At 43.6% G+C, this 24,576-nt stretch carries 23 protein-coding genes; 14 read left to right on the top strand and 9 right to left on the bottom strand.

All coding sequences use genetic code 11. The features are described 5' to 3' along the window. The first annotated feature begins 56 nt into the window (after positions 1 to 56). The 10 genes from ACT7WV_RS12775 to ACT7WV_RS12730 all read left to right on the top strand — a co-directional run bounded on the left by ACT7WV_RS12775 (position 57) and on the right by ACT7WV_RS12730 (position 12,228). Positions 57 to 983 carry a J domain-containing protein gene (locus tag ACT7WV_RS12775; protein WP_445103254.1) on the top strand — a complete coding sequence of 309 codons (927 nt, stop codon included), beginning with the start codon at positions 57 to 59 and terminating at the stop codon, positions 981 to 983. Further along, complete coding sequence (locus tag ACT7WV_RS12770; protein ID WP_445103253.1) at positions 983 to 2,215, top strand: ATP phosphoribosyltransferase regulatory subunit; 1,233 nt, start codon at positions 983 to 985, stop codon at positions 2,213 to 2,215. Before ACT7WV_RS12775 ends, ACT7WV_RS12770 begins: the two co-directional genes overlap by 1 nt. A gap of 140 nt (positions 2,216 to 2,355) precedes the next feature. Further along, the gene (locus ACT7WV_RS12765; protein ID WP_445103252.1) at positions 2,356 to 2,580 is read left to right on the top strand and encodes an indolepyruvate ferredoxin oxidoreductase subunit alpha; all 225 of its coding nucleotides are present in this window, start codon (positions 2,356 to 2,358) and stop codon (positions 2,578 to 2,580) included. Between the two features lie 84 nt (positions 2,581 to 2,664). After that, positions 2,665 to 3,384 (top strand): ABC transporter ATP-binding protein, encoded by a 720-nt coding sequence (locus ACT7WV_RS12760; protein WP_445103251.1) that lies wholly within the window; start codon positions 2,665 to 2,667, stop codon positions 3,382 to 3,384. A gap of 200 nt (positions 3,385 to 3,584) precedes the next feature. Then, positions 3,585 to 4,760, top strand: coding sequence for a protein kinase domain-containing protein (locus tag ACT7WV_RS12755; protein WP_445103250.1), 1,176 nt, complete (start codon positions 3,585 to 3,587; stop codon positions 4,758 to 4,760). Positions 4,761 to 4,987: 227 nt separating this feature from the next. Then, positions 4,988 to 6,457 (top strand): GUN4 domain-containing protein, encoded by a 1,470-nt coding sequence (locus ACT7WV_RS12750; protein WP_445103249.1) that lies wholly within the window; start codon positions 4,988 to 4,990, stop codon positions 6,455 to 6,457. A gap of 451 nt (positions 6,458 to 6,908) precedes the next feature. Next, positions 6,909 to 7,049, top strand: a complete 141-nt coding sequence (locus tag ACT7WV_RS12745; protein WP_445103248.1) for a hypothetical protein — start codon at positions 6,909 to 6,911, stop codon at positions 7,047 to 7,049. Between the two features lie 312 nt (positions 7,050 to 7,361). Beyond that, complete coding sequence (locus ACT7WV_RS12740) at positions 7,362 to 10,118, top strand: response regulator (protein ID WP_445103247.1); 2,757 nt, start codon at positions 7,362 to 7,364, stop codon at positions 10,116 to 10,118. Next, entirely contained in the window at positions 10,115 to 11,359 is a 1,245-nt protein-coding gene (locus ACT7WV_RS12735) for a hybrid sensor histidine kinase/response regulator (RefSeq protein ID WP_445103246.1), read from the top strand. The genes ACT7WV_RS12740 and ACT7WV_RS12735 overlap by 4 nt, the downstream gene beginning before the upstream one ends. A gap of 143 nt (positions 11,360 to 11,502) precedes the next feature. Next, positions 11,503 to 12,228 carry a gamma-glutamyl-gamma-aminobutyrate hydrolase family protein gene (locus tag ACT7WV_RS12730; RefSeq protein WP_445103245.1) on the top strand — a complete coding sequence of 242 codons (726 nt, stop codon included), beginning with the start codon at positions 11,503 to 11,505 and terminating at the stop codon, positions 12,226 to 12,228. 125 nt (positions 12,229 to 12,353) lie between these two features. Here ACT7WV_RS12730 and ACT7WV_RS12725 read toward each other — a convergent pair whose 3' ends face one another. The 5 genes from ACT7WV_RS12725 to ACT7WV_RS12705 all read right to left on the bottom strand — a co-directional run bounded on the left by ACT7WV_RS12725 (position 12,354) and on the right by ACT7WV_RS12705 (position 17,500). Next, positions 12,354 to 12,821 carry a phosphate-starvation-inducible PsiE family protein gene (locus ACT7WV_RS12725; RefSeq protein ID WP_445103244.1) on the bottom strand — a complete coding sequence of 156 codons (468 nt, stop codon included), beginning with the start codon at positions 12,819 to 12,821 and terminating at the stop codon, positions 12,354 to 12,356. A gap of 1 nt (position 12,822) precedes the next feature. Continuing rightward, positions 12,823 to 14,190 (bottom strand): CmpA/NrtA family ABC transporter substrate-binding protein, encoded by a 1,368-nt coding sequence (locus tag ACT7WV_RS12720; RefSeq protein WP_445103243.1) that lies wholly within the window; start codon positions 14,188 to 14,190, stop codon positions 12,823 to 12,825. Between the two features lie 173 nt (positions 14,191 to 14,363). Further along, positions 14,364 to 15,014: a hypothetical protein gene (locus ACT7WV_RS12715; protein WP_445103242.1), complete on the bottom strand. Its 651-nt coding sequence runs from the start codon at positions 15,012 to 15,014 to the stop codon at positions 14,364 to 14,366. Positions 15,015 to 15,069: 55 nt separating this feature from the next. Next, a complete protein-coding gene (locus tag ACT7WV_RS12710; protein ID WP_445103241.1) occupies positions 15,070 to 16,197 on the bottom strand; it encodes an MFS transporter in 1,128 nt (375 codons plus the stop codon). Positions 16,198 to 16,849: 652 nt separating this feature from the next. Further along, positions 16,850 to 17,500, bottom strand: a complete 651-nt coding sequence (locus tag ACT7WV_RS12705) for an HAD family hydrolase (protein ID WP_445103240.1) — start codon at positions 17,498 to 17,500, stop codon at positions 16,850 to 16,852. A gap of 379 nt (positions 17,501 to 17,879) precedes the next feature. Here ACT7WV_RS12705 and ACT7WV_RS12700 point away from each other — a divergent pair, with 379 nt between their 5' ends. Further along, positions 17,880 to 19,115, top strand: coding sequence for an MFS transporter (locus tag ACT7WV_RS12700; RefSeq protein ID WP_445103239.1), 1,236 nt, complete (start codon positions 17,880 to 17,882; stop codon positions 19,113 to 19,115). 152 nt (positions 19,116 to 19,267) lie between these two features. Here the strand turns inward: ACT7WV_RS12700 and moeB are convergent, their stop codons facing one another. Both moeB and ACT7WV_RS12690 read right to left on the bottom strand, forming a co-directional pair. Next, positions 19,268 to 20,440, bottom strand: coding sequence for a molybdopterin-synthase adenylyltransferase MoeB (gene moeB / locus ACT7WV_RS12695; RefSeq protein ID WP_445103238.1), 1,173 nt, complete (start codon positions 20,438 to 20,440; stop codon positions 19,268 to 19,270). Between the two features lie 148 nt (positions 20,441 to 20,588). After that, positions 20,589 to 21,062 (bottom strand): M67 family metallopeptidase, encoded by a 474-nt coding sequence (locus ACT7WV_RS12690; protein ID WP_445103237.1) that lies wholly within the window; start codon positions 21,060 to 21,062, stop codon positions 20,589 to 20,591. 125 nt (positions 21,063 to 21,187) lie between these two features. On the opposite strand from ACT7WV_RS12690, the gene ACT7WV_RS12685 reads away from it, so the two are divergent. The 3 genes from ACT7WV_RS12685 to ACT7WV_RS12675 all read left to right on the top strand — a co-directional run bounded on the left by ACT7WV_RS12685 (position 21,188) and on the right by ACT7WV_RS12675 (position 23,274). After that, on the top strand, positions 21,188 to 22,099 hold the full coding sequence (locus ACT7WV_RS12685) for a helix-turn-helix domain-containing protein (protein ID WP_463424165.1): 912 nt from the start codon (positions 21,188 to 21,190) through the stop codon (positions 22,097 to 22,099). A gap of 92 nt (positions 22,100 to 22,191) precedes the next feature. Next, positions 22,192 to 22,626 carry an MAPEG family protein gene (locus tag ACT7WV_RS12680; RefSeq protein ID WP_445103235.1) on the top strand — a complete coding sequence of 145 codons (435 nt, stop codon included), beginning with the start codon at positions 22,192 to 22,194 and terminating at the stop codon, positions 22,624 to 22,626. A gap of 210 nt (positions 22,627 to 22,836) precedes the next feature. Next, positions 22,837 to 23,274, top strand: a complete 438-nt coding sequence (locus ACT7WV_RS12675; RefSeq protein WP_445103234.1) for a GNAT family N-acetyltransferase — start codon at positions 22,837 to 22,839, stop codon at positions 23,272 to 23,274. Positions 23,275 to 23,373: 99 nt separating this feature from the next. Here the strand turns inward: ACT7WV_RS12675 and ACT7WV_RS12670 are convergent, their stop codons facing one another. After that, positions 23,374 to 23,781, bottom strand: coding sequence for a DUF3037 domain-containing protein (locus tag ACT7WV_RS12670; RefSeq protein WP_463424253.1), 408 nt, complete (start codon positions 23,779 to 23,781; stop codon positions 23,374 to 23,376). Next, positions 23,774 to 24,547, bottom strand: a complete 774-nt coding sequence (locus ACT7WV_RS12665) for a HipA family kinase (RefSeq protein ID WP_445103232.1) — start codon at positions 24,545 to 24,547, stop codon at positions 23,774 to 23,776. The genes ACT7WV_RS12670 and ACT7WV_RS12665 overlap by 8 nt, the downstream gene beginning before the upstream one ends. Positions 24,548 to 24,576: the final 29 nt, after the last annotated feature.

Genomic DNA, 24,576 nt, shown 5'->3' with positions numbered 1-24,576 from the left:
ACAATCTGAGACATACTAGAAACAATTATTTCGGCACGGGTATTGGACAGCGCTCTATGTCTTTTAAAATCGAACGTGGACTCTTTAGATTTGAATTTACCGATCATCACGCTATTTTAGGAATTCCAGTTGATGCGAGCAAGAGTGAAGTCCGCAAAAGATATCTCAAAATTGCTCGACGTCTCCACCCTGATAGCAACAGATCAGCAAGTGAAGTCGATAAAGAACAAGCTAACCAGCTGTTATCCAAGCTGGTTAATCCTGCCTACGAACAGCTATCGCAGGACAAAGGCGAATATTTGCTAAGTTTGAAGCACTTAGGTAAGCGCCTCGCAACAGAAGGAGGAAAGCTTCCCGTTTCTGGCCAAACAGCTAAAAGATTAGCTCAAGCTGGTGCAAGTTTAGATAATCTTTATAAAAGCTCGGTAAAAAATCTGGCATCTCAACAATACGAATCCTTGGCTCAAGCCCTCGATACAATTGGCGAAATTAGCGAGTTTAATCTGATTTACTTAAGATTAAAAGGAGGCGAAAAAATTGGTCAACCGTCTCTTCCACAGGAAACTACTAACCAAAAGCAGCCAACTGAGAGCAAGCCAACCTCCCCTCCTGCTGCTTCTCCTCTAGAGAAGTATCTCCGTCGCGCTGAAGGATATTTAGCAAAGAACAATTTTGCCTCGGCTGTTTTAGAGCTGCGAGAAGCCCTCAAGTTAGATCCTAACAGTGGTAGCTGTCATAGCTTACTGGGTTATGCTTATTTGAAACAAAATCAGGCAGCAATGGCTAGGGTTCATATAAATAAAGCCTTACAATTAAATCCCAGAGAGGAAAGAGCTCTCAAGTGCAAAAAGTTTATTGAAAATATGGCTCAGAAAAACAGTGGAGGCAAGTCTAAGGTAGCTCCCAAGTCAGAAGGGACTCAACCACCAGACAAATCTGGCGGTGGCTTATTTGGTGGTATTTTCGGCGGTAAGAAAAAGTGATGGTTCATCAACCACCAGCGGGTGCCAGGGATCTGCTGCCCCTAGAAGTTACCCAAAAACGCTGGATCATTGATAATTTGCAGCAAGTATTTCATCGCTGGGGTTACCACCGGATTATCACCTCAACCTTGGAGTGGTTAGATACCTTAATGGCCGGTGGAGCAATTGAACGTTCTACAGTCATTCAATTGCAGGAGGTAGAAGAGGGAACTCTAGGACTGCGCCCAGAACTCACAGCTTCGATTGCGCGGGCAATGGCTACCCGGATCGCAGGTAGCACTGAAGCAGCCCTATCACTGCCAGAGAGACTATACTACGATGCCAACGTTTTCCGTAGAGCAACGGCTGCTCGCCACGGTCGCCAGGTAGAGTTCTATCAGTCAGGTGTGGAACTTTTAGGGGCAAGTGGACTGGTAGCAGATGCAGAAGTTCTTTTATTGCTGACCAATTGCTTAAATCAGTTAGGTTTACAGAAGTGGTACTTGACTTTAGGGGAAGCTGGACTGACGCGATCGCTTTTATCTCCCTTCCCGCCGCATCTTAAAGATCAAGTGCGCCAAGCAATTGCTCATCTTGACCGCGTGCATCTGGAAACTCTGCCCCTTTCTCCCGAATTACAGAAGCGGGCGATGTTTCTCTTTGATTTGCGGGGACGCCCTGCCGATGTTTTGCAAAAAGTGGCTAACCTGGATTTAGACTCATCAGAGTTAGCAATTGTTAATAATCTCAAATCTCTGGTGGAACTCCTGAATGAGATTACCCCCACTCCCTTTGAGTTAATCCTCGACTTGAGCCAAGTTAAAACCTTTGATTACTACACCGGAATCGTCTTTGAGGTAGTTAGTGGCACCCAGGCCAGTCAGCGAGTTTTGTGCAGTGGTGGTCGCTACGATCAATTGCTAGGGCTGTATCACCCTCAGGGAGAAACTTTTCCAGGAATTGGCTTTTGTCTCTATATCGAAGAGCTACACAATCTTTTGCTCTCAGAACCTCAGCTACCCCGCCAGATACCAGCGAGTGACTGGTTAGTAGTACCGCAGGGGCCTAATGCCGAAGCTGTTGCCTTTGCTTATGCCCAAAAACTTAGAGATTCTGAGCATTTAGTGCGAGTAGAACTTGAGTTGGGAGGACGCCAACCTAATGAAATTCGGGAATATGCTCGTCGCCGGAGCATTACTTACATTGCCTGGATTGAAGCTGATGGCACACCAGCAATTGAGAATGTTACTTAAAAGGTGGCAAGTGGCAGGTTGCCAATTTGAGCCAATGCTGTGATAAGCTGCTTACTCTTTAACCCTGTCTGCGGTTCCCAGCCAATCTTGGTAGGCTAAAAAAAAACAGATGTTGAAGATTCCTGAACAGAGAGAACACTGTGCCACACACGATTGTTACTAATACCTGCGAAGGTGTAGCTGATTGCGTTGATGCTTGTCCAGTTGCTTGCATTCATCCAGGTCCAGGCAAAAACGTCAAGGGTACTGACTGGTACTGGATTGACTTTGCCACCTGTATTGACTGTGGTATCTGTGTACAAGTTTGTCCTGTAGAAGGGGCGATCCTACCCGAAGAACGACCTGATCTACAAAAAACCCCTTAATAAAGATGACATTCGATTTATAGGCTACGAAGTTGAAGGTTGGAGTTTCCGACCTTCAACCCGCCAACCGTCAACCTTCAACCGATGACTTTACTAGTAGTAGAAGATGTACATGCAGGGTATATTAAAGACCTCAATATCCTGCAAGGCGTCAATTTTCAGATTAATCCAGGAGAATTGGTGGCAGTAATTGGCCCCAATGGTGCTGGAAAATCAACTCTCGTGAAAACTATTTTCGGGTTATTAACTCCCAACCAAGGCAGAGTTATTTTTAAAGGCAAGGATATAACTGGTCTGAAGTCGAATCAAATAGTGAAGCGGGGGATGTGCTACGTACCGCAAATTGCCAATGTGTTTCCTTCCCTTTCTGTAGAAGAAAATTTGGAAATGGGAGCATTTATCCGCCAAGAACCATTGCCACCTCTCAAAGAGAAAATCTACACCACTTTCCCGGTGTTAGCCGAACGGCGTCGTCAAAGGGCAGGTACTCTCTCTGGAGGGGAACGTCAAATGCTGGCAATGGGACGGGCTTTGATGCTTGAACCCGACTTACTACTCCTCGATGAACCCTCTGCAGCTTTGTCTCCCATCTTGGTTAACAGTGTGTTTGAGCAAATTAAAAAAATTAACCAAACAGGCAAAGCAATTGTTCTCGTAGAGCAGAATGCCCGCAAAGCTTTGGCAATGGCTGATCGAGGTTATGTACTCGACACAGGACGCGATCGCTTTGAAGGTCCTGCTCAAGACTTGCTCAACGATCCCAAGGTGGGAGAACTTTACTTAGGGATAAACGCATCACATTAATTGCAACCTATAAAGCAGCTAATTTATATAAGTATTTATTAAGTAATAACAAGCCAATTGCTACTATTGTTGCTATTTTTATGAGGATTGTGTAAACAAGACTAAGCTGAGAAACAAGATTTGGTAAACACTGGCGATCTGGCAAAAATTGCACTGAATAAAGGGGGAAAATATCAAAAAGACCTGAGATAACCAGGCTCATGAGCTACTGCCTGAACTCGAACTGCCCCAAACCCCAGAACCCAGAAGAGTCTAAGTTTTGCCTAGCCTGTGGTACAGAACTACTTTTAAAAAACCGCTACCGTGCGCTCAAGCCCAGAGGTTTAGGTGGATGTAGTAGAACTTTTAAGGCTTTAGATCAAGAGCGCAAACACCCTTGTGCAATTAAACTCTTTCTGCTCTCGCCTGAGCAAGATCAAGAAGCAACGGAACTGTTTAAACAAGAAGCCCTACAACTCTATGAATTGGGCAAGCATGAACAAATTCCCGAATTTTATGCCCATTTTGAGCAAAATCATCGACTGTATCTCGTGCAAGAGTTTATTGATGGTCTCAATCTCCGGGAAGAAATAGAACAACAAGGAACCAAAAGCGAAAGCCAAATTCGAGAGATGCTGGTCGATTTACTGCCAGTACTCCAGTTTATCCATCAACAAGGTGTGATTCACAGAGACATCAAGCCAGCCAACATTATGCGCCGTCGTAGTGACGGCAAATTTGTATTGATTGATTTTGGTGTAGCTAAACGCATAACAGCAACCGTTTTGCTAGGAAAAGAAACGATGATCGGCACGCTGGGATATGCACCAGCTGAACAACTAGAATCTGGCAATGCCTACCCTAATAGTGACCTCTACGCTTTAGGAGCAACTTGTATTCACCTCCTCACTGGCAAGCATCCTTTTGAACTCTATAACCCGATAAAAGGCTGTATCAACTGGCGAGAAAACCTGCCCCAAAAGCAAAAGATTAGTCCTAAGCTAGGTAAAATTTTAGATAAATTAATTCAACCTTTTACTAAAGACCGCTATCAATCAGCTAATCAAGTATTAGAAGATCTTAATCAACCTGAAATAGCTCCAAAAATTACCTTTCCTGTAATAATTCCTTACTCTGCTTCTGTGAGGTATCCTACTCAGAGTGTGCTTGGCAAACTGCTGATATCGAAAAGAGGAGTTGACTGTACAAGATTAAGAAACTTAATTGCAGCTAGGAAGCGAACAGAGGAGAAAACCCACAAAAAAATACTGGCAGTTCTGAGGCAAAAGCGGCAAGGCTATCTTAACAACGAAAACAGCAAAAAGTTTTCCTACCAAAAGCTCCACACCCTTAGCCGCAGATGGACGCGGTTTGGTCTGAAGACTTTTGCAGAGTAGACCAGATTAGATTTTGGGGCAGAATCCGTATAGGAACTTTGAGAACCGTAAAGGGTCAATTGAGCGCTAGTAGAGCTTTTCTGTGGTTCGTAGTGAAACTCTGGGTTAAGAATTGCTTAATTACTTCAAAGTAGGAAAAAGTTGTCCAAAAGTAGGGATGTTGTCAGAGGCGACAAGGGGAAGCAGTAAAGGTCACAATAAGTAGAAAGCCTGCCAGTGCCCTGACCATGAGCTACTGCTTTAACCCCAATTGTTCCAAACCCCGAAACCCTGACGACGCAAAGTTTTGTCTCACCTGTGGCACTAAACTACTGCTGAAAGACCGCTACCGTGCAATCCAGCCCCTCGGTCTAGGCGGATGTAGTAGAACATTCAAAGCAATAGATCAAGACCGTCTCCAGCACCCCTGTGTGATTAAGCTCTTTTTGCTGTCTCCTGAACAAGACCACAAGGCAACAGAGTTATTTAATCAAGAAGCCCTACGATTGTATGAATTGGGCAAAAATGAGCAAATTCCTGAGTTGTATGCTCATTTTGAACAAGATAATCAACTTTATCTGGTGCAGGAGTTTATCGACGGGAAGACCTTATTGGATGAATTACAAGACCAGGAAACACAAGTAGTTAAACCTTACAAAGAAAGCAAACTGCGGAAGCTGTTGGCTGATTTGTTGCCAGTACTCAATTTTATTCATGAGCAAGGTGTAATACACCGAGACCTCAAGCCAGCTAATATTATCCGCCGTTGTAGTGATGACAAATTTGTCTTAATTGATTTTGGTGGGGCTAAACAAGCAACAGGAAGAGTTCTCGCAGACCAGGGAACGATGATTGGTACGCTGGGATATGCACCTGCTGAACAACTACAGTCTGGCACTGTTCATCCTGCTAGTGACCTCTATGCTTTGGGTGCAACTTGTATTCATCTGCTGACTGGAGTGCACCCTTTTGACCTCTATAACTCCCTCGAAGGTAGTTTGAACTGGCGAGGAAGCTTGCCAGAAGAGACGAAAATTAGCCCTCAATTGGGGGAAATTTTAGATAAGCTGGTGAAAAATATGGTTAAAGACCGTTATCAATCAGCTACTCAGGTACTACAAGCTCTTAATCTATCTGATATAGCTACCAAAATTACTGCTCCTCAGATAAATCCTCAGTTAGCTGTTATTGACTATCTTCAGCAAAGCTTGTTAGACGAATCTCCTACTTCAGAAAGAGAGATTGACTACACAAAATTGCAAGACTTACTTTCAGCAAAAAAATGGCAAGAAGCAGACGAAGAAACTCGTCAGAAAATGTTGGAAATTATGGGTAAACAGCAACGAGGTTATTTAGATAACGAAGATATGCAAAAGTTTCCCTGTAAGGATCTATTTACTATTAATCAATTGTGGTTAAATTACACTAACGGCTGCTTTGGCTTCAGCGTCCAAAAGCAGATTTGGATTGAGGAAGGGGGAAAACTTGGAATATACGACTTGATGGCTTACGAAAAGTTTGCTGTTCGTGTGGGTTGGCGAGAAAATGATACCTGGAAATCTTATTCTGAGCTAACCTTTGTTTCTGAAAAACCTCCAGGACATCTACCTTTGAGTTTGAGTCTAGGGTGGGGTACTGGTGCTATAAAGTTAGTGGGAGTTGAAGGTGCGGTAGAGGCTGATTGTTTTTTCTCACGTGTCGATAACTGTAAACTCTAATAGGGAAGGTGGAAAATAGAAAATGGAAAATTGAGCTGTAAATATCAGTATCTGTCTGATAAACTTAATCTTCTATTGCTAATTTTCTATTAAGACTTACGACAATTTCACTCTTTCTTACTTAACTAACTCCAATTCTCTAAGTACTCTTGCTAGAGCCGCGGTTTTAAAATCAATTTTCAGCGCGCTATGAAAGTTTGGCTTTACAGTAACGTCGTTAATTGTGTAAACATTGACAAAGCCCCATTGGACAGCTTTTTTGGGAATTAATTCAACCTATTTTTTGAGGTGGACTGTACTTAAATTCAGCGCCATTTCAAGGCTCGGGTGCTCACCGTCACAGAAATTAAGGCAGAACGTGGATAAGCCTTAAATACTTCAAAACCCTAGAAGTCAATAACTGGGTGTTCGCGTTCTGTTTTGGAGAGCTGTAGAAGAGGCGACTCCTTCATTGAGTTTAATTATCTTGGCGAAAGCTTTGAGGCAGGCAGGAATTGATTTAAATACCGTGTGTCCTAGAGAAATTAACGCTTTCGGACAGAACGACCTCTACTCGCGGGCGCTAGCATCAACGGGCAAGCCGACTCAATGATCAAAGAATCCTCATGCGTTCACTCCGAGGAGTGTCAATACTCTTCATCAGTTCCTGGTGCGGCAGAGTTTTTTGCCTAAGCTATGACAGTAGCACAGTTGGTCTGAGGAAGTAGGGTAATTAATTGTCAAAAAGTGCGTGGATTTACGGGCAGGACAAGACTGCTGTTGAGAGTAAAGTTGATCTAGGCACGAACTTTCCCTAGGGCTGCCAAGAAAAAGATGTTGTTAGTTGTCGCCTAGGTGCCATAGCCTAATCTCAGATGCTTGGGCTTAACTGGGGTGATTTTTAGGATTTCCATATGTGCGTCCCATGCTCGCCAGCAATTTTATCGTCAGAAATTTCAGTCGAAAAGTCGTCCGTCTTAATCCGCGCCAAAGTCTCTCAACCCAAATCGGACTGGGGATAGCCCTACTTGCCCTAATATTCTCAACTTTAACCAGTCTGGCTATTGGTCAAAATACTGGTCAGCAACTCAGAGCGGATCGAGGACAATCCCTAGCCGAGCTATCCTATTTTCTCAGCGAGCGGTTAGATCGGAGTATGTTCGAGCGCTACCGCGAGCTCCAGATTGTGACGACACTGGAGAGTATTTACAATCCCAATACTCCTATCTCTGAAAAGCGCCGGATTTTAGAGAAGTTACAGAGCACCTATCCAGACTACGCTTGGATTGGATTGACCAACCCGACAGGCAGGGTTGTTGCCAGTGCTAATTCTCTCCTAGAAGGTAAAGATGTTTCTGCTAGGCCTTGGTTTCACAAGGCTTCAACCAGTCCCTATGTCGGCGATGTCCATGAAGCTGTAATACTAGCTAAACTGCTACCTAACTCGACTAGAGAACCACTGCGATTCGTCGATGTGGCGGCACCAGTGACAGATGATAATGGAACTTTTCGGGGAGTTTTAGGTGCACATCTGTCATGGAATTGGGCAAAAGAGGTAGAAGAATCTCTCTTAGAACCCATGTCAAAAGACTCCCAAATAGAAGTGCTGATTCTATCTAAAGATAATGCTGTACTACTCGGCCCTCCCAGATTAACCTTTAAAAAACTAACCTTCAATAGCCTCCAAGGAATTCCTATTCAGTCACCGAGTTATCAAGTTGAAACTTGGCCCGAAGGGAAAGCTTATCTTACCGGCTTAAGTCGTACTCAAGGACATGAAGACTATCCTGGACTAGGGTGGAAGGTTTTAGTGCGGCAACCTACTGCGATCGCATTTGCTCCAGTGAGACAACTGCGGCAGCAAATATTTTGCTGGGGATTACTTTTGGGCATCCTTTTTGCTGGCTTAAGCTGGATTTTTGTCGAACGCATTACTCATCCGCTACTAGCGATTGTTGCTGTTGCTGAACGCCTCCGTCAAGGCGAACCCAATGTCAAGATTTCGGTATTACCTGGCAAAGATGAAGTAGCGAGACTTTCCCAGTCATTAAACAAACTAGTAAATACTCTTCGTGACAAGGAACAAGCTTTACTGGCCACTAATACCCACTTAGAAACTGCCAAGCAGGAGTTAGAGGACTATTCCCAAACCCTAGAAATAAAAGTGGAACAGCGAACACAGGAATTAAAAGAAGCTAAGGAAGCAGCTGAGGTTGCTAATCGTGCTAAAAGCGAATTTTTAGCAAATATGAGCCATGAACTCCGAACCCCCTTAAACGGAATTTTGGGTTACACCCAAATTCTCAAACGAGAAAAATCTCTGCCCTCCAAGCAAGAGGATGGCTTGAAGATCATTCACCAGTGCGGTGAACACCTGCTAGACCTGATCAATGATATTTTAGACCTCTCTAAAATTGAAGCTAGCAAAATGGAACTTCGTCTCAGCGAGTTTGATTTTCCAGAGTTTCTTAAAGGTATTACTGAAATCGTCCGTATTCGTGCTCAACAAAAGGGCATTTCTTTTACTTACAAAACTCTTTCTCTTCTCCCCATTGGCGTCCGTGGCGATGAGACAAGGTTAAGACAAGTCTTAATCAATTTACTGGGCAATGCCATCAAGTTTACCGAAACTGGAGGAGTTGTGTTTACGGTTAGAACGGTAACATGTGTCAATAATCTCTCAATTACCTCACCTACTTTACCACCCACAACTAACTCATCTGTCATCAAAATTAGGTTTCAGATTGAAGATACAGGCATTGGCATAGAAAGAAGTAAATTAGCAGAAATTTTTTTACCGTTTCAACAAGTAGGCGGGACTCAAAATTTAGTGGAAGGAACAGGCTTGGGACTGTCTATCAGTCAGAAGTTAGCGCAAGTAATGGGTGGAGAAATCAAGGTAAACAGTATAGTAGGTAAAGGCAGCGTTTTTTGTCTGGATTTAGAATTGCCTGAAGTTTCGCAATGGCGTGCCCTAGATCAGGTTAACTCGCGTAACATTATTGGTTATCACGGGTCTAAGCAAAAAATTTTGATTGTAGATGACCAATGGCAAAACCGCTCGTTTTTGGTCAATTTACTTAAGTCTCTAGGGTTCAATATAGTTGAGGCTAGTGATGGTAGAGATGCTCTGAATAAAGCCGACGAGTTTGAGCCGGATCTAATTTTTATGGACTTAGTGATGCCAGTGATGAATGGCTTTGAAGCTACCCATCGGTTGCGACAAGAAACAAGGTTTAAAGACATTGTGATTATTGCTACATCTGCCAGTGTTTTTGACCGTCAACAATGGTTGGCTCACGAAGCCAATTGTAATGATTTCCTCTCTAAGCCAATCAACATAGACGAACTACTAAAATATTTGAAGTTCTATTTAAAAATGGAATGGATTTACCAAGAGTCAGATGAATTGAATATTGAAAATTATGCCTCGCAGACTACGGCAATGGAACAGGAACAAACTGCTACTGAAGTGATTGCTCCACCTTCGGAGGAACTTGCTGTTCTGTTTGATCTGGCAATGAGAGGAAATATGAACGGCATTATCGAACAAGCCAGGAAATTGGAACAGTTAGATACTCAATTCGTGCCGTTTGCCTTACAGCTGCGTCAACTTGCCAAAAAGTTTCAGATAAGAAGAATCCGTGAGTTGATCAAACACTATAGGGAGAGTCGTGAATGAGCAGGGAAACTTCAGAAAAAGGGAGCATTTTAATTGTCGATGACAATCCCACAAACTTGGGCGTGTTATCCGATTATTTCAGTGATTCTGGTTGGGAGATTTTGGTTGCTCAAGATGGTGAAGCTGCAATTGAAACAGTTGAATATGCTCACCCAGATATCGTACTCTTGGATATAATAATGCCGGTAGTTGATGGATTTGAAACCTGCCGTCACTTAAAAGCTAATCCCTCAACAAAAGATATTCCTGTTATTTTTATGAGTGCACTCTCGGAAACAGTAGATAAAGTCAGAGGGTTTCAACTGGGAGCGGTAGATTATATTTCTAAGCCAGTTCAGCAAGAAGAAGTTTTAGCACGCGTTAATACACATTTAAGTATCCGAAATTTGACCAGGAGGCTCCAAGAGCAAAATATTCGTCTACAACAAGAAATTCGCAATCGTCAGCAAGCGGAGGAGCAGTTGCTAGGATTGCAAGCTGAGTTATACCAAGCACTAGCTCAAGAAAAAGAACTTAACGAGCTAAAATCTCGAATCATCTCTACAATTTCCCATGAGTATCGCACGCCTTTGACAATAATTTCTTCATCAGCAGAAATTCTTGAAGCTTACCGTCATAAGCTAGATGAATCAAAGCAACTCAAACATTTGGAACGTATTAAAATTGCAGCTAACCACCTGACAGATTTAGTTAATGATGTCCTTTTCCTCTCCCGTGTTGAATTTGAAAAATTGGAGTTTCAACCAGAATTCATCGACTTAGTAAGCTTTTTTAGAGAATTAGTAGAGGAGCTACAAGTCGGAGTCAACGAGGCACATCAGTTAATTTTTACTAGCTCAGGCGAGTGTAGGCAGTTCTACGGAGATACTAAATTGCTACGGCAAATCTTCACAAATCTCTTCTCCAATGCCTTTAAATATTCTCCCAACGGCGGTAAAGTTTCCATCCAACTGATTTGTGAAACTCATCAGGTAATACTCCAAGTCGGTGATCAGGGAATTGGCATTCCTCCCGAAGATCAAGGCAAGTTATTTGATTCCTTCAATCGAGGTAAAAATGTGGGTACAATTGCGGGAACAGGTCTAGGGTTATCGATTGTCAAAAAGTGTGTAGAACTTCACAATGGTAAGATTTTGGTGGAGAGTGTCGTTGGTACAGGAACTACATTTACTGTTAGCTTACCTTTGAGAGAACCCATAAATCTTCCAATAGGGACTCACCAGCAGCAAAACTACGACTGAATTAAATCGGCTAAGAAAATCTCAGAGAATGCAGCAATGGTATCAGTTTGCGGACAAAAAAGTCCTTATGCTAACTGATTGAACTGTTATCTTAACTTTAAGTAATGATTTTACAAATACGCCCAAGCGCAAGTAAAACAGCGATGACTCTAACACCGCCGATTATCGGCATCATGAGTTGCAAACATCAGGAATACAAACATTTTTACTCACCCGTTGGTTATGCTCAAGCTGTACAACGTTCAGGCGGTATACCTGTCTTGCTGCCCATGGTTCAACAAGACCCAGCAGTGGTTATGGACATCGTAGATGGTATAATTTTCCCTGGTGGTGGTGATTTGCACCCATCTCTCTACAACGGAGTGCATCATCCGACAATTTACGGCGTAGACTCAGAAAGGGATACGAGTGAGCTGGCAATGGCTCGGCTAGCACTGCAACTAAACAAACCCCTGATGGGTATCTGTAGGGGTTTGGAAGTACTCATGGTGGCAAGCGGTGGTGACTTGGTTTCCCACGTGCCAGAAGAATTTGGTGAGGATGTGGCTCATCGCCTTGAGCAGTTGATACCTTCTAAGCACAGTGTACGGATTTTACCAGGAAGTCGGTTAGCAGCAATTATTGGCAGCCCAGAGGCAATGGTTGTGTCTTGGCACCATCAAGCCGTGCGTACAGTGCCACTAGGTTGGCGCATTACAGCACAAGCGGCTGATGGTGTCATCGAAGCACTCGAACACGAAGAGCATCCTTTTGCGATTGCACTTCAGTGGCATCCGGAACTCTCACTAGTTGATCCTGCTCATTTAGGCATATTCGAGGCTTTTATTGAAGCTGCTAGTCTCCAGAAAGCAGCCCCATGCAATTTTTGACCCTACTGGGTATATAGAAGCAGGGCAGAAACATCAGGGAGCAAACTGCTATTTCTTTTCTTCCCTGCGATTATCACAATATCAACGAAGGCAAACAATAACGACTTGATATAGTAACTCCCTAGTCAACTAGATTTATTTCTGTTGGCGCTGCGAATAATCCAGTAGCTGATTGATAAAGACAAAATCGCGATACCAAGACCAATAATATCTAGTCCAGAGGTTTTATCAATATCAAGAATAATAATTTTACGAGCAACGGCGATTAGAGAAGTAACGATTACCAACTCTACCTGAAGAACGTGTTTTTTGAGGTAGGCAGTAATATTTTCTAAAATTTCCAGAGCAATCAGGATGTTTAGAAATAAGCCAAAAATCTTGAACAACGTGGCTTTAAATAAACCTTCAGAATCAGAAAATAATTCATAAACAATGAAATATGTCAGGTCAATAACAGCAAACAGAATTACCAGCACCATCAAAAGGGATAGTACTTTGGAGACGACAACTTCAATGGATTCAAGAAATGCCAAAAAGTTCTCATCTTTGCTGAACTGCTGAATTTGCTGCGCTAGTTTTTTTAATTGCCTCATTTTAACTCAATGCTAATATTCGAGGACGTCCGGCACGAAGAGGAAAGCTGTTGAGATATTCGGTAGGTTTGCTGGGGTCAAATTCCTGCTTGTCGATGAAAACTTCAGCGGGCTCAATCTTGAGCTGATCGCTTGGTAAGGGTAGATTCAATTTCTCAGCAGCATCTTTGTAGATTTCAGTCGGATAAATGCGATCAATGATTTCATCTGCATCAGAAGGATAATCATATATGTCAATTTGACGCCATCGAATCATCTGAGTCAACAGCCAAATTCCGTGAGAACGCCAAGGGTAATTAGCATGCTCTGGCGACTGCAAATAATCAGTATCTTGATAATGGAATATGTAGTAATCAGGAATTTTTACAACCCTTTGTTGTTCATCAAAACCACCATAGTGATAGTTACCTAATAGAGATGCCTCGATATATTGCGCATCAGTATCAAGGTATTGACTTTGAGAGAGTATCTGGGCAATAGACTGCCGATTTTCTCGCTGATCGCAGAACCGACAAGCTTCCAGCAGAGCAGCTACTAAAGCTCTAGCTGTGTTAGGATTCTCCTCAATCCATGGTTGCATTGTTGCCAGTACAATTCCTGGATGACCTTTCCAGATATTGCGACTGACGTAACTGGTGAATCCTATATTTTCCCAAGCCGCCTGCTGATTCCATGGTTCGCTCACGCAGTAGCCATTAACTACCCCTGCTTGGATTTTGTAAATCATTTGGGATGGTGGAAACTCAACCATCTCAATGTCTTTTTCTGGATTAATTCCCATCGCCGATAGCCAGTAGCGACTGAGATAGTTTTCCATTGACGCGGAGAAATTAATGGCTAATTTCGGGGGTTCATCTAACCCCTTAACGTACTTCCTATAAGCGTCGGCAAACTCCTGAAACTGAAAGTATTCTGTTGAGGGACGAATTCCTGCTTCCCAGGCTTTTTTATCCAGAGTAATACTGCCACCATTGAGGTTGAGTACCATCAGAGAAACCATGGGAGCATCGGCTGAACCAAGCTGACTAAACATTGGCATGCCAAACAAGGCAGGTGAGGCGTCCAAATTACCTTCAACTAAACCATCTTGGACAGCTTGCCAGTCATTTTGCTTGCTGAGGCCGACATTAAGACCATAACGCTCAAAAAAACCTTGTTCTTTAGCAACAATTAGGGGGGCACACTCCGTTACAGGAATAGTACCAAGAGTGAGATAAGTTTTCTCCAATTTGCCAAAACTGGATGCTTGAGAATCTTTGGAGGAGCGATCGCCTGTAAGGAAATCGAAGAAATTGTTAGATTCACAGGCAGCGAGACTGAATCCTGCACTTGCAAGACTCAGATATTTGAGAAAATGGCGACGCTCCATGCTGCTTGTTGCCCCAAAACATAGATCTATATAGTCTCAGATTTTGCACCAAGACTACTTGATCTCATGTCCAATTCAATTTCAGGGCAAAACAGTAGGAGAAGAGGTAAAGAAAAAGAGACCAAGGATCATCTCGCCTCTTTACCCCTTTCCATTAAAATTTACCCACCTGACTAAAGTGGCCCGTTGATTTGAACCTCTGGCCCTGGTGTAAAGTCCGGCACAAAATCTGGCAGCGAGTTTGGTGGAGTCGATCGCACCGGGGTAGGGGACAATTGGCGAGTAAAACCCTCAGCCGCAATACAAGTGCTCATGGTTCTTGCCGTAGAGAAATCCGTCTGATTACTCAGACCAATAACGCAACTAGAAAAACGAAGAGGCAACAGACTACGATGACAGTGATCCAGCACTGAACTTATATCTGAGCTTTCGGTGCGTCTATTAATTTCAACTACACATTTCCCCAATTCTACAGGACGCCGTACTCGCGTACAAGAAGCCAAAGCTCGATCAGCGATTGCTGGTGTTACTGAAGCCATTCTCAGAACGCATTCTGACAAGTCCATTGGCTCAAGTGCCTCTGCACAGGCTGTAGAGGCTAAGCTTGGAGAAATATTAGCCCGCAATAATTCGGCAGAGCAAACGGCAAATTTATTCGAGGCGGCGGTAGCTTGACCACCGGGAATTGCCATAGCTAATAAGCCAGCTATTGCTAGTTGACCAGCACACCATTGGAAGTAAGGCGCGAGGCCACGATTTCGAGAACTCGAACTGTGTCTAGTGCTACTTTGTCTGCTCATAATTTTTCTATGCAAAGATTTCATAGGTCATCCTACCTGGTTGGGAGCTTTTACTAACTAGAAACGGGGTTACAGTCGCTCAGTTCTTTGTTCTCAAGTTTAGCTGCAAGCTTAGTAGATAAAGGATGAGTGCCACAACAACAAAGCCATAGGGTAAGTAAGCAGGATTGTTTAGCCAACCAAAAATTACCGGTATGGCAGTTTTGCCAATGTAAGCAGCGTAGAGAAAGTACGTCAGTGCTACATGACCGCAGCTCTCTTGAAGCAAAGCAAACAGCGTGGCAAACAGTGGACCATAAAAAAATGCAGCTAGAGGAAGCAGAAGAGCTAGCTGCGGAATTAGGGTTAGTGTGAGGAAGACTAAAGAGCCTCCTAACAAAAACGACAAGGACTTTGCTGGCTGCTTTCCTACCCAACCCCCTAAGGTTATCTTGCCTAGGGTAATGCAGCTCCAATATAGGGAGAGTAAAGTCCCCGTCAGCGTGACACTAACACCTCTATAGAGTAGGTAACTGCTGCTCCATGTTCCTAAAGCACTTTCTAAGCCCGTGTACAACATAATGAGCAACAAAAATATTGCAGCTCGACGCCAAGGCATCTTATCAGCTTTAGGCACAAAACCTTGCACTGCTGGAGCTTGCCAGACTAGGGCAACTGAGACTAAGGCGAGTATGGCACAAAGGGCAAAGACTGTTCTCCAAGGTAACAAAGAGTCCAGCAGGGGAGCGCTGATTGCTCCTAAGCCAAAAGTCGCATTTGCCCAATTAAGTAACTTGACCCTTCGCTTGGGATGAAGCTCGCCAACTAAACTATTGCATTGTAGACAGAGGATACCATCTCCCGATCCGCTCAAAACAGCACCAACCAAAATACCATTAAAGTTGGGGTAGCTAACGCTCATCAAAAAGGCAATTCCGATAATGCTCAAAGATAGAGCGATTAGGGGATGGCGCTGGCGACTCCTAGAGGCTAGGCTGATGCCTATTAAACTGCCTAGGAGAAACAAGTTATAAAAGCATCCCAGACAAAATTCGTCGCCAAACTCAGCTTGCCACTGAGGAAAAACAGCTCCAGGCAAAGCCACAATTTGACCATGCAAAAACAGTCCGAGAAAGCTGCCGATAGTCAAACGTAGTTTATTAAGTTTACTAACTGTCGGTATTTGTTGAGAAGCAGTTGTAGCAACCCACTGGGGAAGGCATTTCATATCATTTACCTTTGCCAAGGTATTGTGAAGAATTTCCAAAAAGAGAGAGATACTAGCTGGGTTGCTAAATTGTTCTATGCCGAAGCTATCTGACTCAATATCATTTTGGTATCCATCCTGTGGAGGAGTAAGAGTATATCTTTAAAGAAATGCCTAAATGCTCTCTTCTAGAGAGGAGAAGTTTCTTTCTCTGGTTCACAGTAAAATAGCTAGCAAAAAAAGGGGATGAGTCACACTTAAAATTACTTCCAAGTAGAGAAGAATATATAGAGCCGGAAGCAGACTACTTTTGTCTAAGGTAAAGTGGAATACACTGATCCCCACAGCATTCCGGATGTTATTCTAGACTTTTGATTAAGCTGATAAGTTGCTTAACTTAGTAGCAAAACTTAACTACTAAGTTAAGCAACGGCTAGGAGAAACATAGACTTTCCCTTTAAAAGGGAACAGGATTTTTATAGTGTTGTCCTAGGCTACGGGTAGCAGTAATAGGTAATAGCTTTTGGGAAAAAAACTTTGGACTCGCCAGGTGATTCAAAAAAAGGCAGCGTATTATTATTTATTACTTATTATTTATTACTTATTACCCTTCGCTCCGCTCAAGGGCATGCTTATTACTTATTTTGAAGTATCCTTCTTGGTGGCTTCTGATTTAGCTAGAAGACAGCCATGACCACAACTGTTTTGCCGTAAAATCAGCAACAGCCATTATTGCTCCAGCAGAACACAAATGCTCTGGTGGATGAGTTGAGGCGATGCCAATAGTGCGGATACCTGCTCCTACAGAAGAGTGAATTCCCGAAGGAGAGTCCTCAAAAGCAATTACTAACTCTGGAGTTAACCCTAGGCGATTGAGAGCTGACAGATAGGGGGCAGGGTCAGGTTTGCCTGCTGCTACATCATTTGCTAAAACTACTGTATCAAAAATATTCGTCAGGCCAAGTACTGACAGCATAAATTGAGCGTTTTTTGGTGGGGCATTAGTAACAACGGCTCGTTGTAATCCCAATTTATTTGTCCATGCCAGCATATCTAATAACCCAGGAAGAGGTTGGAGGGACTGGCTCAGTTCACGGAAACGACTTTCTTTTTTTTCAGCAAGTTGTTGACTTTCTGCTAATGTTAAATTGGGCAAAATGTCGGCAATAATCAATGAATTGAGACGACCGCTGATACGAGTTTTATAGAAAATTTCGTCAATTTCTATTCCGTAATCTCGCAAAACTTCTTGCCAGACCTGATAGTGGACTGGATCGGTATTAACTAAAGTTCCGTCTAAGTCAAATAAAATGGCAGCTAACATATTTTTCCAAAAATGTTAAAGTTGACTGATTATTAAATAACCAGAATTTAGGGGCAAAACTTCTGCGACATTTTCAGCATCAAATACATGCAATTAGATACAATTAAGTTTTATTAAGTTCCTCAAGTAAGATTACCAAAGAGTTGGATGAATTGCGGTAAAATCCCTTACATTAAGTAATTAAGTCAGTAAAAGGTTTTTCATAATACCACCAAGAAACAAATAATTACAGACTAAAAATCGGTAGTCGCAAATCAAGAAAAATATTACTTCTGATAACTCATGTTTCCCATATAGCTACAGATGCGACTGGTCTTCAGTCAGTATAATTCTCTGGTATAGGTGGATACTTATTAAAATAAATTGTGAGGTCAAGCTCATGAATAGCTCCGGAACCTCAACCAGAGTACTATGGCTACAAGTCTGGGGACTGGCTGCCGTGCAGGGTACGATCGCTTTAACTTGGGTAATTTACAATCTTTACCTACTAAAGTTACTGACTCAGTTTGGTTTTCCCGCAGGACTAGCTACTGGCCTGTTGATTTTAGAAAATATTTTGGCAGCCGTCATGGAACCCTTGATGGGGGGTCTTTCTGACCAATTTCAGCATTGGGTTGGCAGTAGATTTCCCTTCATTTCGGTGGGAGTTATCTTAGCCTCAGCTTTATTCATCGCGATTCCTGCCTTTGTGGTTTTTGGCTCAGCTACAGCCGCGTTGCGCTGGGTATTGCCCATACTGATGGTAAGTTGGGCTTTGGCAATGACGGTATTTCGCAGCCCAGCGCTGTCACTACTGGGGCGCTATGCTTTTGCCAGTAACCTACCCCAAGCAGCCAGCATCTTGACTTTAGTAGGGGGGTTAGCTGGAGCAATGGGTCCTTTGGCTAATCAATTTATCCTCAGCTTAGGACCAGTAGTAACTTTTTCTGTCGGATCCTTGGTGATGCTGGGATCAGCAACAGCACTGAAGTTTGTCAACCCTGACAGCAGCGTACAGCAACAAATGCCAGAGTCTGCTCCCAGCTCCAAACCGAAAAGTAGTTGGCGGCAAATTTCCTTGCCTCGACTGGGGTATGTCTTCGCAGCCGGGGTAGGAGTAGCCCTGGGATTTCGTCTGATGATGCAAACCTTTCCTCGAATTCTGAGTACTCAAGTTCCCGATGCTAATAAAGGCTTAATTCTGGGCGGCATTTTTATTGCTCTCGCCCTGACAGCAATTCCAGCAGGAAACCTGGCTACCCGCCTGGGAAACCGCCAAGCCATGAGCTACGGTTTATTTGCCATGGCTGGTTTGATGTTACTGATGATGTTAACTCACAATGGGGTAATTGCCTTCGGGGTAGCGATCGCACTTGGTGCCACTTTCAGCTTAGTTTCTAATGGCACGATTCCCTTTGCCCTCTCAATGGTGCCAATGGATAAAGCAGGCTTAGGTACTGGCATTTATTTTAGTGGTGGAGCCGTTGCTTCTAGTGTATTTGGTGCTCTGTTTAGCCAGCCGGAAAGTCTGACGCCGACTGCTGGTGCTTTGATTGGAGCAATGGCATTTTTAGCCGGTGGTCTTTTTGTCGCAGCTAGCAGTAAGCTCAAACAACCAGTATTTGAGGCTCACTGACGGACAAAATAGGCGTTGCACATGGGGCACAAAGGAGAGCGTGGGGACAAGGTGGGTAAGGAAGATAAGGTGGAGAGGAATTGCCCAAAAATAAACGCAGATGAACGTTAAATTCGATCTGCGCTTACAAAAAAAGAGGTCAGGAAAAGTCTTTAATACTCAGGTACGGAGGAGTCAACCTCCCGACTCCAAGCCGTAATCCCACCTTTAACATTAGTACCCTCAATACCCGCGTCCTTGAGAATTGCCAACGCCTTGGCGGAACGACCACCCATCTTACAATGAGCAATCAAGCGGTGACCATTGAGCAATTCCTTAACTTGTTCAACACCAGGGCCCTTTTCAATTTCTGGCAACGGCACAAGAACTGAGCCAGGAATCTTGGCAATATCGTACTCGTTAGGATTGCGTACATCAAGCAGCACAAAATCCTGAACACCGCTATCTAGTAGCTGCTTGAGTTCCTGCACATTGATCTCTTGCATTTCTTTCTGCCGTTTTGCTTCTTCTTCTTTAGCTTGAGTTATGCCACAAAATTGTTCGTAGTCAACCAACTCCTCAATTACTGGTCTTTCTGGGTTGGGTCGCAATTTCAGCTCACGGAAAGTCATATCCAAAGCGTTATAGAGCAACAAACGTCCACTGAGGGTGTTACCTTGACCCAGAATAATTTTGACGGTTTCCGTTGCTTGAATAACGCCGATAATTCCTGGTAGAATCCCCAGAACACCTCCTTCTGCGCAAGAAGGCACCATTCCTGGTGGCGGTGGTTCGGGAAAAAGATCTCGGTAGTTGGGCCCTTCTTGGTAGTTAAACACCGTTGCTTGCCCTTCAAACCGAAAAATTGAACCGTAAACATTCGGCTTATTGAGCAGCACGCAAGCGTCATTAACCAAATAGCGGGTCGGGAAGTTATCGGTGCCATCTACGACAATGTCGTAGGGTTCAATAATTTCTAAGGCATTTTCAGAACTTAAGCGCGTTTCATAGAGATCAACCTGACAGTTGGGATTAATTTCCTGAATCCGGGTTTTAGCAGACTCAATTTTCGGTTTGCCTACCCAAGATGTGCCGTGGATCACTTGGCGTTGCAGATTAGAACTGTCAACAATATCAAAGTCCACAATACCGATACGCCCGATCCCAGCGGCAGCTAGGTACAGTAATAAAGGTGAACCCAACCCACCAGTACCGACACACAAAACACTAGCAGCTTTGAGTCGTTTTTGACCTTCTAACCCTACTTCTGGCAAGATAATGTGTCGGGAGTAGCGTGCGTATTCTTCTTGGTTGAGCTGGACTTGATCCAGATTGGGATTTAACATGGCAATTTTGTAGGGAGCACAAGACTAATAGCCTATCGAGAAATTGGGAGTTGTGGAGATAGGCAGTTTTAGATCTTGGAGTTTGAGCGACATATACCACCATCAACGTTGAGCAGTTGAAGGCTACCGTGCCCAACTAAGCAAGATCTTAGGCTCTGATCGTGATCATTTCCTCTGGCTGGAACTGGTGCTCTTCATTTAGTACCCAGCTCTTGAGGTCACAAGCTTTACCTTGTTGAACGGAAACAATAATATACGAATATTGCTGCCAAGCGATCAACCGATCAAATTCTGAGGGAATAGCTGGGTGGTCGGGGTGAGAGTGGTAGATGCCGATAATGTCGAGGTTGCGATCGCGTGCGTCTTTTTGGGCTTTAAGCATTACCGCTGGTGCTATGCTGAATCTGCTACCTTTGCTAGATGGTTGCTGCCCTAAAGCATCAATTTCGCTAAAACCCTCAGCCACTTGATTATCCCAAGCATTTTTTATCGGCAAGACCTCAATCAGAGTTTTGACATCGCCACTAAGCTTTCCCAAGAGTAAACCACAGCACTCCTCAGGGTAAGTGCTTTCTGCATGGACCTGGATACTCTGGAGATGATAATTCTGTATTTTTAGCACTGCTAAGTTTGCTGAAGGCACTGTCAAAACAATCTTCTTCTCGGAAAAAAATCCAGTTGATACGACCTAATGATGTGCAATTATTAAAAAGTAAAGAGAAGCTCTCCCAATCTATTTCAGTGAGGATGAGGAGATTGTCAGCACCAAAGACTATAGTACTCGATCACCGCCAAGTAAATACTGCGAGTTCACTCTTACCCCAGCCTTCCATTCTCGCTAGTTCAGGATGGAGCGACATTCACCTTGAGCTTTACCAACAACCCAAATTTGCCACCGCCGAGCATCAGCATACCATGCATGTGATTGCTTATGGGCTTGCGGACTCATCAGGAACTTGCTCATCAGGAGAACGATGGTTGGATGGAAAGCACAGCAGAGAACAACGCAGTACAGGAGATATTGCTGTCATTCCGGCGGGTATTTCTCATCGCTGTAGTTGGAATACTTCAGCTCAGTTTATGATTTTGGCAATTGAACCCGCACTCCTCAAACAAGTCGGTCAAGATTGGATAAATCCTGACCAAATTGAATTGATTCCTTATTTTATGACCAGACAAGATACTTTAATCCAGGGTATCTTTTCAACATTGAAAGAAGAAGTAGAATCTGGCGGAATCGGTGGTCATTTATTAGTAGATAGCCTCAAAATAGCTTTGGTGATTCACCTGTTAAGAAAGTATTGCACCACACAAGCAAAGCTTTCTAGTTATACAGGTGGATTATCTCAAACTAAACTTACTCTAGTTAGAGAATATATCAACGATCATCTCCATCAAGACTTGAAGCTAGTTGATCTTGCTGCGATCGCTCAGATGAGTCCGTATCATTTTTTGCGTCTGTTCAAGCAGAGTATAGGAGTAACCCCACATCAGTACATTTTGCAGCGTCGGATTGAAACAGCAAAGTCTCTATTAAAGAAGGGTGAACTCAGTATCGCAGATGTTGCAGCTACCCTAGGTTTTTGCGATCAAAGTCACTTTACGCGATATTTCAAGCGCATTGTTGGCGTTACACCAAAGCAACTCCGCCAAGCTTAATCGCAATAATTTACTAAAATCCCGCAACTTTTTCCTAGAGTCCTGAGTAGCAAATTTTCTAATCTGTTAGCAGGTTCTTTTGGAGAAAGATAATGCACATTGAAAAAGCGATGATTTCCAGCACTTTACCGATTGAGATGACTTTTCCTCTCTGGGGTTTAGCCATTTTCATTGTGTGGACAATTATTGTTGTTGCCCTTCTACTTATAGTTCGGGTTCGACATTTATCTGCGGGTGGTTCTGTAAAAGATTTTGCAACACCTAACGATGAAAGCTTGCTTTGGCGACTATTTAGGGTACACTCCAACTTGATAGAAAATCTTCCTTTATATGTAGGAGTTGTGTTTCTCCTAACGGTTCGGGGTATCTCCGGAACTGTTGTAGATTGGCTTGTTGTTGTCTATATTGGATTTCGCCTGATACACTCGGTGATTCACATTGCTAGTATCGATCCAGGGTTTCGGCTTTTCAGCTTAATGATCCAATTAATTTGCTTGCTTGTCTTAACGGGAATGGCACTCTTTTAGTTGAGGAAAAGGAGTTATTAATTACCTATATTTTCTCTATGTAGAAAGACATAGGACTTCCGCACCCCAGAAGCCAGTTTAAGGAATTCAGATTCTAGCTCCTGCGGTGCCGCTACGCTATTGCTCAGAATGACATAATCTGATAATCAGTGCGTAAGTTCTAAGACGGTAAAACCACAACGTATAAATCATTAATAATTTAAGGAACAGATGAGCATAGAAGAACTGTTAATCACTCGCCTGACAACTGATGAAGGGGAGAAAGCACAAGCAAGCATTGCCCTGTTTTGGGATACGGTACCCAGAAAAGAAACCATTATCAAATTTCTGAACAATTCTCAAAACATTCTCTTATCGGCAGAGCTAGATGAGGAACTAGTTGGTCAAGTCATTGCTTATATTCTCGATTGCTGGGATAAAGATGAATCAATGTTATTTTTGTATTCAATCGATGTCGCCCAAGCTTACCGACGAAGAGGAATTGGGACAGCCTTAATCGCAGCCGTCAGAAAGCTTGGTCGAGAGCAGGGTTGCTCTGAAGCATTTGTACTCACGAATCAAAGCAATCTGGCAGGTATGCAGTTATATCAATCTACAGGTGGTAAAAAATCAAACCCAGATGATGTTGTGATGTTTGAATATGATTAGTTGTATCGCAGTTTGTGAAATTTTTATGGTTTGGAGAAGGTGCCATGTTGTGCTACCTAATTGAAGTCAATTTGTCCAAATAAGTTGCTTCTTTCACCTCTACCCAATCAGTTCCACAGCAGAAGGTTTGATCTGCGGCGGGCGCACTTTAGCCTCAAGTAGGTGCTCAAGAACGGTAGCGAGGTTTTTGCAAAAACCAGTATGTACCCTAGACGTCTGGATGATTGTGCTTCGGGGTGCCACGAGCCAATGGAAACGCTCTCGTTGTGGGAGTTGACCGATAGGGCCGGATTGCTCTCCTCCAGAACAAATGATGGGGATAGCTGCTAGGTGGTTGCGAACTATTTCCACATCTAAGGTTGCATCGATCGCGATTAGTCGTTGCTCATTAAGTTCAATACGGGCTTCGAGGAATCTTCGAGTCGAACAGGAGACGATCGCTCCAACGTTAACAAACTCTTCCCGCTCAACTCTGGGAACGACGCGGACGATGGCGTAATCATACATAAAGCGATCGCGCACGAATAGCCTCCTCTAGGAAAATATGCGGTGGCTCTAGCCGCTTCAGTAGGTACTCAAGATAAGCCTCTCGATGTTGAGTGTTCCCGTTGAAGGGAGATTCGACCAGCCAAGTATCAGGAATCAGTTTAATAATGCTGTCAATGATCTCTGGTGTAAGCCGCTCGGTCATCTTTGAGTCTACCGCTTGCAGTTTACTAGCAAAGGGGAGTAAAACGTGATCTTTAATCGCAGAGAAAGGTTCTCGGCTGCGGTCACGGTAATTTTTCCAGGTGTAGTGGAAGTAAAGCGTTGCGCCATGATCGATCAGCCAAAGTCGCCGATGCCAAATCAGCATATTTGTGTTGCGCGGCGTGCGATCAATGTTGGTCACGTAAGCATCGAGCCAGACTACACAAGAGGCCAGTTCTGCGTCAATCTTCTGTGCGATCGGGTCAAAAGTCACAGAACCGGGGAGGTAGTCGAGCGCAAGGTTAAGACCAGCACTTGCCCGAATCAAGTCTTGGATTTCTGGGTCAGGCTCAGTGCGAGCCAGTTCAGGGTCAAGTTCAATGAAGACGATCTCTGGCACCAGTAGACCTAATGCACGGGCGATTTCTCCGCCTACTAGCTCGGCAATCAGAGATTTGATCCCCTGACCCGCACCACGAAACTTAAGGACATACATGCCATCATCATCGGCTTCCACGATTGCCGGAAGCGATCCACCTTCCCGCAATGGCGTGACATACCTCGTAGCAATGACGGTTCGCACAATTGTTCTCGGTTAAATTCCCTACATTA

Source organism: Symploca atlantica LB2515 (assembly GCF_052546295.1).
Note: the sequence above shows the minus strand (reverse complement) of the source record. Positions and strands in the feature narration are given on the sequence as shown.